The 9,322-nt window shown below is 73.4% G+C and carries 6 protein-coding genes; 1 reads left to right on the top strand and 5 read right to left on the bottom strand.

Annotated elements, in window-relative coordinates:
- Nucleotides 1–408 precede the first annotated feature (408 nt).
- Entirely contained in the window at nt 409–1,773 is a 1,365-nt protein-coding gene (locus tag C1J01_RS42490) for a sensor histidine kinase (protein ID WP_111184703.1), read from the top strand.
- Nucleotides 1,774–1,779: 6 nt separating this feature from the next.
- Here C1J01_RS42490 and C1J01_RS42485 read toward each other — a convergent pair whose 3' ends face one another.
- The 5 genes from C1J01_RS42485 to C1J01_RS42465 all read right to left on the bottom strand — a co-directional run bounded on the left by C1J01_RS42485 (nt 1,780) and on the right by C1J01_RS42465 (nt 9,034).
- Complete coding sequence (locus C1J01_RS42485) at nt 1,780–2,832, bottom strand: glycerophosphodiester phosphodiesterase family protein (protein ID WP_111184701.1); 1,053 nt, start codon at nt 2,830–2,832, stop codon at nt 1,780–1,782.
- A 93-nt stretch (nt 2,833–2,925) separates the two neighbouring features.
- Nucleotides 2,926–5,085, bottom strand: coding sequence for a SpoIIE family protein phosphatase (locus tag C1J01_RS50580; protein ID WP_111184700.1), 2,160 nt, complete (start codon nt 5,083–5,085; stop codon nt 2,926–2,928).
- A gap of 147 nt (nt 5,086–5,232) precedes the next feature.
- The gene (locus C1J01_RS42475) at nt 5,233–6,267 is read right to left on the bottom strand and encodes a cobalamin B12-binding domain-containing protein (RefSeq protein WP_111184699.1); all 1,035 of its coding nucleotides are present in this window, start codon (nt 6,265–6,267) and stop codon (nt 5,233–5,235) included.
- Entirely contained in the window at nt 6,264–7,826 is a 1,563-nt protein-coding gene (locus tag C1J01_RS53350; RefSeq protein WP_268958802.1) for a PP2C family protein-serine/threonine phosphatase, read from the bottom strand. Before C1J01_RS53350 ends, C1J01_RS42475 begins: the two co-directional genes overlap by 4 nt.
- A gap of 59 nt (nt 7,827–7,885) precedes the next feature.
- Nucleotides 7,886–9,034 carry an FAD-dependent oxidoreductase gene (locus tag C1J01_RS42465; RefSeq protein ID WP_111184698.1) on the bottom strand — a complete coding sequence of 383 codons (1,149 nt, stop codon included), beginning with the start codon at nt 9,032–9,034 and terminating at the stop codon, nt 7,886–7,888.
- Nucleotides 9,035–9,322: the final 288 nt, after the last annotated feature.

Here is a 9,322-nt window from a genome sequence, read left to right as displayed (position 1 = left end):
CCCGTCTGATGGGCCCCCGCCTGGTGGTCCACCGCCCCGTTGACCGTCACTCATCCCTCCGCCCTCACAAAACCCGTCCTAAGGGAGAGTAGTGGGACCTGGGGGTGCGCCTGCGGCTCATCCGGTCACGCGTCCCGCGGAAGGCCGGTGGCGGATTCTTGACCTTTGCTCATCTCGACCCTTCCTTGGGCAAGGAATGGTCATGCGTCTCTAGTGGTTCGGGGTAATAAGTCCTTATTGCACCTTTATGGGGCCCTACGTCCCTTATATGCACCTTATGGTGTGTTACTCGCCGAGGGGTGCCGAGGACGCCGAACGGGGAAGACGGGGGAGGAACCCGGATTGTCACCACTGCCACGGCCACGCTCCATCCGGGCGCGGTACACGGTAGTAGCAGCCGTGTTCTCGATGGTCATTCTGACGCTGCTCGGCGTGACGCTCGATCTCACGATCCGCTACAAGGTCCAGGCCGACTCCTTCGACCAGGCCGAACGGGTGGCCAGCCAGTGGAGCGCGGCGGCCCGCAACGGCATCGTCCCGCACCGCATGCCCGCCTACCCCCCGGTCGACCTCGTCCAGATCGTCGACGCCCGCATGCGGGTCGTCGACTCCAGCAGGGCCGCGTCCGACGTCAGGCCGCTCAGCACGCTGCGGCCCCCGCCCGACGACCGCTTCCAGCGGCGCATCGAGTGCGAAGAAGGGCGCCGCTGCGTCATGCTGATGGCCATCCGGCTGACCCCCGAGGCCGACGCGGGCGTGGTGTTCGCCGGGCTGCCGGAGCCGTCCATCCTGTCCACGCACAGCCTGGAGTACTTCATCGCCGGCGGGATCCTGGTGCTGGTGTCCGTCGCGGCGTGGATCACGTGGGCGCTGGTCGGCCGTACGCTGCGGCCGGTCGATGCCATCCGGGCGCGGATCTCCGAGATCACCGTGAGCGACCTGAGCCTGCGGGTGCCCGTCCCGCCCGGCAGGGACGAGCTGGCCCAGCTCAGCATCACCGCCAACCAGACCCTCGCCCGCCTGGAGAGCGCCGTACGGCAGCAGCGCGAGTTCGCCTCCACGACCTCCCACGAGCTGCGCTCGCCGCTCGCGGGGCTGCGCACGCAGTTGGAGGAGGCGCTGACGTACCCCGACGAGGTCGATCCCCGCGAGACGATCCGCACCGCGCTGACGGCCACCGACCGGCTGGAGGCGATCGTCAACGACCTGCTGGTCCTCGCCCGGCTGCGGGCCACCGACGCCCCGCCCGAGCCGATCGACCTCGGCGATCTCGTCTGTGCCGAGGTCAAGCTCCAGCCGCACCGCCTGCCGATGAACGTCCGCGCCACCGCCGGCCTGATGATCCGCGGCTCGCGGATGCAGCTCATCCGCGTCCTGGACAACCTGCTGGTCAACGCGCAGCGGCACGCGGAGTCGGCCGTCGAGATCACCGTCGATCGGGACGGCGACCAGGCCGTCGTCGCGGTCACCGACGACGGCCCCGGGGTCGATCCGGCCAACCGCGAGCGCATCTTCGAGCGGTTCGTCCGGCTCGACGACTCCCGCCGCCGCGATCCCGGCGGCAGCGGGCTCGGCCTGGCCATCTCCCGCGACATCGCCCGCGCCCACCACGGCACCCTGCGCGTGGAGGACTCCGCGAAGGGCGCCCGGTTCGTCCTGCGCCTGCCGCTCGCGGACCGGCCGGGCGGGCCCGCGGACCCGCGTCCCGCGCCGGGCGCGCTCACCCCCGCCCGCAAGGCGGACGGCGGCACGATCGGGAACATCGGGGACTGAGCCGCCTCAGCCCTTCCCGTGCGGCTCGTACGCCTTCGGCAGCCTGAGGCCGCGCTCGGCCATGACCGTCCGCAGCCGGTCGGGGTGGTTCGTGATGATGCCGTCCACGCCGGCGTCGATCATGGCGTTCATCGTGGCCTCGTCGTCGGCGGTCCACGGGATGACCTTGAGGCCCAGGCGGTGCGCCTCGTCCACGAGCTCCTCGGTCACGTACGGCCGGTAGTCCGGGTCGCCCGCGCCGCTGCCCTCGGGGGAGCCCGGCAGCGGGGAGAAGGCGCTCGCGCCGAACGACCTGACGGCCTTCAACGGGTCGCCGCCGAAGTCGTCGAGGTCGATCCCGCCCAGCCACACCTCCATGCCGGGCGCGCCCTGGTAGTCGGGGTTGGTCAGCGCCACCAGCGGCAGCCGCGGCTCGACCTCGCGCATCCGCATCAGCGCGCCCCAGTCGAAGCTCTGGATGGTGACCTGCCGCACCATCCCCGCCCGGCGGATCTCCTTCGCCGCCACCTGGACGAACTGCTCACGCGGCGCGGTCTCCTCCGGCGCGCCCGCCTCGACCTTCGTCTCGACGTTCAGCTTCACCTGGTTCGCGCGATAGCGCTTGACCAGGTCGAAGACCTCGCGCAGCAGCGGCATCCGCGCGCCGGGCGCGGCCTGCTGCCCGGGGAACTCCGGCAGCGTCCGCGAGCCGCAGTCGAGGGTCCTGATCTGCCGCAGGCTCAGCGTCTTGACGAGCTTGCCCGCGTACGGGTACTCCGGGTCGCCGGTGAAGGCGGGGCCGGTGTCCTGGCACTTGCGGCCGTCGATCCGCCGGTCGTGGGTGACGACCGCCTGGCCGTCCTCGGTGATCTGGATGTCCAGCTCGAGGGTGCTCACGCCGAGCTCGAGCGCCTTGGCGAACGCCGGCAGCGTCGACTCCACCGTCAGCCCGATCCCGCCGCGGTGGGCCTGGAGGTCCAGCGTGCGCTTCGGCGCGCCGCCCGCCCAGGCCATCCCCGGCGCCGCCGCCACCACGCCGCCCAGCGCCGCGACGACCGCGATCTTCCGCCATGTACGCATATGTCCCCCTCTACCTGTCAGCCAGCAGAGTGAACTAGTGGGACGAACGGTACATATAGGTCAGTTGATGGTGAGGGGAACGCTGTGTGAGTTTCAGGGCGCGGGCAGCCGTACGGCGATCAGGGCGATGTCGTCCTTCCTGGACAGCGGCATCCGGACGAGCAGCTCGTCGCAGAAGTCGCCGACGGGCGCGCCGGACAGGGCGCCGGCGTGGCGGCGCAGCCGGTCGAGGCCCCTGGCGAGGTTCTCGCCCGGCACCTCCACGAGGCCGTCGGTGTAGAGCAGCAGGGTGCCGCCCGGCGGCAGCTCCGCGACCGCGCTGGTACGCGGCCGGTCGTAGCCGACGCCGAGCAGCGGGTTGAGCCCCCCTCTCAGGAAGCGCGCCGTGCCGTCGGCGGTGACCAGCAGCGGCGGCGGGTGCCCGGCCACCGAGTAGTCCAGCTGCCACGCGCCGGTGTCGGAGGCTTCCAGCCGGGCCAGGATGCACGTCGCGGTGCCGTCGGCGTACAGGGACTCGGTGGCGATGTTGAGGCGGCGCAGGATGTCGCCGGGCGGCTCGCGGCGGTCCATGGCGAGCCCCCTGAGCATGTTGCGCAGCTGGCTCATGGTCACCGCCGCCGCAAGGTCGTGCCCGACGACGTCGCCGATGGTCAGGATGGCCGCGCCGTCGGGCAGCACGAACGAGTCGTACCAGTCGCCGCCGATCTCCACCGCCGTGGCGCTGGCGCGGTAGCGGGCGGTGATCTCCAGCCCCGGCACCTCCGGGGGATCGGGCAGCAGGCAGTCCTGCAGGGCGAGCGCCACCCGCTGCGTGCGCTGGAAGCGCATGGCGTTGCTCAGGTGGGCGTGCGCGTGGTCGAGCATGCGCCCCAGGAGCTCGACGTCCGCCGCGCTGATCGGATCCCTGTCGCCGCAGATCACCGCGTCCAGCACCGCCGCGACGGCGCCGTCCACGATGACCGGCACGAGCGCGACGCTGTTCGCCCCGGACATCTTGAACCACTCCTCCGCCCCGGGCGGCGCCAGATCGGGCGGGGGCCGTCCCGATGGGAAGACCCGGTGCACTGCGCGGCGGGTGGCGATCGCCTCGACGAAGCCGCAGTGCGGTGGGAAGGAGACCGTCCCGGGCTGCGGCTCGGGCCGCAGGTCCGTGCGCACGATGCTCACGAACCTCTCGGCGATCAGCGGCTCGGGCAGCGGGTCATCGAGCTCGGGCACCAGGTAGATCCCGCATCCGTCGAGGACGCTGGGCACGATCACGTTGGTGAGCATGCGCAGCACCTCGTCCAGCCCGGCGATGTCCGCCGTGGCCGTGGCGGCCTGGTCGAGCAGCTTCCTGCGGCGGGCCTCCTGCCACTCCACCTCGACGTCGGCGCAGGTGCAGATCCATTCGGTCGCCTGCTCGCTCACCGGGATGCCCCGCGTGTTGATGTGTCGGTAGCCGCCGGACGTGAACCGCACCCGGAAGACCTGGTCCCAGCGGCCCAGCCTCGCGGCCTGCCGCCAGGAGCGGCGCAGGCCCGCGCGGTCGTCGGGATGGACGGCCGTCAGCCACCCGTCGCCGCGGTACTCCTCCCACGTCTGGCCGGTCAGCTCCTCCCAGCACCGGCTGGGCTCGATCACGTGACCGAGGGGCGCCATCAGCCACACGGTCCGTGTCTCGTCCCGCAGGAGGCCTTGGTAGTGCTGCAGGAGCCTGCGCCGGTCCGCGATGCCGGGCAGGGCGCTCGAGCCGCTCGTGCGGTTCGCGGGCGTGTCGCAGGTCTCGGGCGTCTCGGCGGTCTCGGGCGTCTCGGGTGTCTCGGGTGTCTCGGCGGTCTCGGCGGTCTCGGGTGTCTCGGGTGTCTCGAGTGTCTCGGGGGTCTCGGGTGTCTCGGGTGTCTCGGGGGTCTCGGGGGTCTCGGGGGTCTCGGTGGCCACCACCAGCACGCCGTCGCCTCCGGCGGGCAGGGACATCTTCGACAGTTGCAGTGACAGCGCCCGCCGGCCGAGCATGACGTCCCTGATGAGCAGCGGCCGGCCGCCGTCCATGACCTGCCGGAGCTGTGCGGCGTGGTCGTCGCGCAGCCGTTCGAGCAGCTCGGGGAGGGGCAGCCAAGGCGCGCCGGCCGCGTCCTGGAAGGCGACGCCGGCGTGGATCACGCGGTGCTCGCGCCCGGTGATCACCACCACCGCGACCGGGGCCGGGCCATGGCCGTCCAAGGCGGGATCCGCCGAGGGTTCCGCCTCGCCGCTCTGGGTCTTCGTCCGCACGCCACCCTGCCTCTGCCGGGACGATTCCGTTTGCCCCATTAAAGGACGGTATGCCCGGGTTCAAGCGGTGGCTGTGACCTGGGTCACGCTTGGCCGGTTGTTGACCCCTCGATGGGCCAAAAGTAGCGCGCCGGTCACACGGTCACTTCATCGGGCATCGGCGCGCAGCGTCGCCTGGGCGCGTTCCAGCATGTCGCGGGCGCCGGGGAGATCGGTCAGGCGGGCGGCCAGCGTCCGCAGGCCGGTCGACAACGCGCGCGTCGGCACTCCGCGTGAGGTGAGGACACCCGCCATCCACGCCACGAACGACGTGAACAGCTCCGGGTCGCTCACGTAGAGGGCGGCCCGGAGGAACTCGACGATGTAGGCGATGTCCTCGGCGGTGCGGGCGAGCTGCTCCTCGGTGTAGCCGGTCATCTGCGGGACACGCCGGCCGAGCTCTCCCATGACGCCCCGGACGAGGTCCGCCGCCTGCTCGGTGAGCACGTCGTACTCGTGCCCGGCCAGGTGCGGCGGCTCGCCGCCGGACCTTCGTGGCAGGGGACCCGACGCCAGGAGGTCGGCGGCGGCGCAGGCGTCGGGCGCCCAGGCGTCGGCCCCCAGCAGGCGGGCGTAGCGGCCGTCCGGCCCGAAGGCGGCGCCGCCGGCCAGCACGGGCACGCCGGTCGACTGGCACGCGGTGATCGCGGCGTGCGCGGCGGGCAGGCGGACGGCCAGCGAGCTGGACAGCGCCACCGCGTCGGGGTTCGTCCGGTGCAGGTGCCCGATCAGGTGCGGGGCCGGCACCTGCGCGCCCAGGTAGTCGACCCGCCACCCGCGCAGCCGCAGCACCTCGGCAAGAAGCCGGGCCGGGAACGCGTGCCACTCACCGTCCACACACGCCACCACGACGCGCCCCCGCGCCGGCGCGTCCCGCCGGTCGTCGCGGGCGGACGGATGGTGGGCCAGGACGGCGAGGACGCGGTCGTTGACGGCGGTCGCGGTGTGCTCCTGGGCGACGGTGATCCGGTTGTCCGCCCACTCCCGGCCGGCGCGCGCCTGCACGGCGGCGACCACGTCCAGCAGCACGCTCTCCATGGGCACGCCGGCGTCCAGCGCGGCCAGCACCACGTCGGCCGCGGCGTCCTCGTCGCCGGCGATCGCCGCGGCCCACAACGCCTCGGCGCGTTCGTCGATCCTCATGCGCGTTCCCCCCGGGGAGCGGTGATCGCGACCACCGCCATGTCGTCGTGCTCGCCGCCGCCCACCCACTGCGAGGCCAGCATCTGGACGCGTTCGGCCACGGCGTCGGCCGGCATCCCGGCGCAGTCGCACAGCCTCTCGCACAGCCGCTCCTCGCCGAACAGCTCGTCCCCGCACGGGCCGCCCCTGGCCTCGATGATGCCGTCGCTGTAGAGCAGGCACGTCTCACCGGGGTCGAGCAGCACGTCCTGCGTCGTGCTGGTGATGGAGTCGAGCAGGCCGATCAGCGTGCCCGTCGCCTCGACGGCCTCCACCCGGCCGTCGTTGCGCAGGATCAGCGGCGCCGGATGCCCGGCGCTGGTGACCCGCAGCGCGACCCGCGGACCGCAGGCCGCCACGGACGCCAGCACGAGCGTCACGAAGCGCGTCGGGTGCTCCCGGGCGAGCAGCACGTCGTTCAGCCGTTCCAGGATCCGGTGGTGGTCGTCGGCCATCGGCAGCAGGGCGTGCAGGGTGTTGCGGATCTTCCCGGTCAGCACGGCCGCCTCCAGGCCCTTGCCGGCCACGTCGCCGAGCACCACCAGCGCCTCCCGCCCGGAGCCCGCGGCCGGGTGCACGTCGTAGAAGTCGCCGCCGACCAGCTCGGTCACCCCGGCCGGACGGTAGCGGGCCGCCACCTCGGCGCCGTTCACCCGCAGCTCGACGGGCGGCAGCAGCTCGGCCATCAGGGTCTCGGTGATGGCGGCCTGCTCGGCGTACATGCGGGCGACGGAGATCGCGGCGCCCGCCCAGGCGGCGAACAGCCGCGCGAACACCTCCTCACGCGGCGCGAAGCTCTGCTGCCGGCGCCGCCGCAGCAGCACCAGCGCGCCCGCCGGCAGCCCGTGCCCGGGCAGCGTCATGACCACGGCCGACCCGATCGTGCCGAACCCCTCGCGCACCACCCAGCCGGGCGCCCGCGCCGGGTCGATCCAGCGGGCGGGCACCGGTGGGTACCCCCGCAAGGCCCCCTCCAGCCCGGGGACCGTCCGCGCGTCGACGCCGAGGTCCTCGCGGACGACCCGGCCGTGCGGGTCGCAGACGGTGACCCGGTGCCGCCGGCCCACCATCGGCGTGATCACCAGCGCCGCGTCGGCGAGGTGCCGCGCCGCCAGACGCGCCGTGACCTCCAGGCAGCGGTCGAGGTTCAGCGACGAGGTCAGCTCGCGGGAGGCCTCGACCAGGAACCCGGTCCACTCCCGTTCGGCCCGCAGCGCCTCGGCGGCCCGCCGGTGGCCGGTGACGTCGAGCAGCCACCACTCGACCCGATCGGCGTCGGCGCGCAGCGCGTGCGCCTCGAACACCCGCTCGCCGACCGGCCCGTGCGCCGGCCCGGTCCCGGGCCTCGCCCGGCCCCCGGCGACGGCGCGGTGGGCCTGCGCCAGCCAGGCCGGGGCGGCGCGCGCCAGCGGCACCCCGGGACAGGCGCCGGTGAGCAGCTCCCGGGCGGCGTCGTTCACCCGCTCGATGACGCCCGCGGCGGTGACGTCGAGCATCGGGTACGGCGCGTCTTTGCCCACGACCCCGACCTACCCTGTCCCGAACCCCCGTTTCCCCCTTTTACTGCTTTTTCCGGTGGTCAGAGCCGGTCGCTGACCCCGCGGATCAACATCCCGAACGACCACGTCGCCAGTCGGTCCGGCAGGGCGGCCGCGGCGCGCAGCGCGGGCTCGGTCTGGAACAGGGTCCGCGGCCCGGCGGTCGCGACGCCCCGGGTGGCCGCCTCGGAGGCCAGCGCGGCCTGCCACCGGCGGCTGCGCTCGTAGGCCCGCAGCGCCGGGCCGGGTTCCGACCGGGCGAGGCCGCGCAGCAGCGCGGCGACGTCCTCCAGCGCCTGGCCGGCGCCCTGCGCCAGGATCGGCGGCATCGCGTGCGCCGCGTCGCCGATCAGCGCGCACCGCCCGCGCCGCATGCGCAGCGGGGCGTGGTGCCGCCGGTGCGGGAAGAGCTCGAGGTCCTTCTCCGACAGCGCGGCCAGCAGCTCGGGAACGGGGGAGGCCCACGCCGCGTACCGGCTGCGGAGGGCGGCGAGCGCGCGGCCGGGGTCGCGGTGCTCGGCGCCGGGCCGCGCGCGCAGATCGATGAGCCACTGCAGCAGTCCGTCGCCGGCCGGGCTGAGACCGGCCAGCCCCTGGCGGCCGATGAACAGCAGGCCGCGGTGGCCGAGGTCGAAGGGCGCGCGGACCAGGCCCTGCCAGGTGGCCGCGCCGGTCGGGCGGGCGTGCGCGCCGTCGCCGGAGCCGAAGAGCGCGGTGCGCACCCGGGAGTTCACGCCGTCGGCGCCGATGAGCAGGTCGCCGGTGTGCTCCGCGCCGTCCTCGGTCCCGGCGCGCACGGACCGGCCGTCGTCGTGCAGGCGGGTGAGGGCGGCGCCGTAGCGTACGGTGCCCTCCGGCAGCCCCTCGGCGAGCCGGGCCAGCAGCGACCGGCGGGGCACGACCAGCACCGGGGCGCCGAAGCGGGCCGCCAGCCGGCCGGTGTCGACCACCATCAGCCGCCGCCCCCGCGCGCTGCTGACGTGCAGCGCCTCGATGCGCTGCCCCAGCCCGTCGAGCCGCACGCCGAGATCGGCCAGCACGGCCGTGCCGTTGCTCCAGAGCGTCAGCGCGCAGCCGCCGTCGCGCGGCGCCGGCGCCCGTTCGAGCACGGTGACCTGGTGCCCGGCGTCGAGTAAGCCCGGGGCCGCGGCCAGGCCCGCGATCCCGGCTCCCGCGATGAGAACACGCATCCGAATTCCTCTACTTTCAGTAGTACTACATCCAGTAGAGCACCCGCCCGGCGCGATCCAAGATCCACCCCTCCGTAATGTGCGCGTTATCACACCGTCATATTCGGCCTCTGGTGCATCGCGATGTGATGTACGACACTCACCCATAGAACTGTGTTTTAGAACACAGTTCTAGAAGTCTCATGCCGTCACGGGGATCACCACAGCGGAGGAGAAACATGGTCAAGGCCGTCAGCCGCGAACGCCGCAGACTCGGATCCCCACCCCCGGACGGCATCAGCCCCACCA

The sequence above is a fragment of the Nonomuraea aridisoli genome (genome assembly GCF_003236395.1).
Lineage (GTDB): Bacteria > Actinomycetota > Actinomycetes > Streptosporangiales > Streptosporangiaceae > Nonomuraea > Nonomuraea aridisoli.
This window is presented reverse-complemented; position numbering and strand designations above follow the sequence as displayed.

Excerpts from the sequence above, each read along its gene's own strand:
- C1J01_RS42490 (WP_111184703.1), top strand. The coding sequence starts at position 409 with ATGGTCATTCTGACGCTGCTCGGCGTGACGCTCGATCTCACGATCCGC.
- C1J01_RS42485 (WP_111184701.1), bottom strand. The coding sequence starts at position 2,832 with ATGCGTACATGGCGGAAGATCGCGGTCGTCGCGGCGCTGGGCGGCGTG.
- C1J01_RS42475 (WP_111184699.1), bottom strand. The coding sequence starts at position 6,267 with ATGAGGATCGACGAACGCGCCGAGGCGTTGTGGGCCGCGGCGATCGCC.
- C1J01_RS42465 (WP_111184698.1), bottom strand. The coding sequence starts at position 9,034 with ATGCGTGTTCTCATCGCGGGAGCCGGGATCGCGGGCCTGGCCGCGGCC.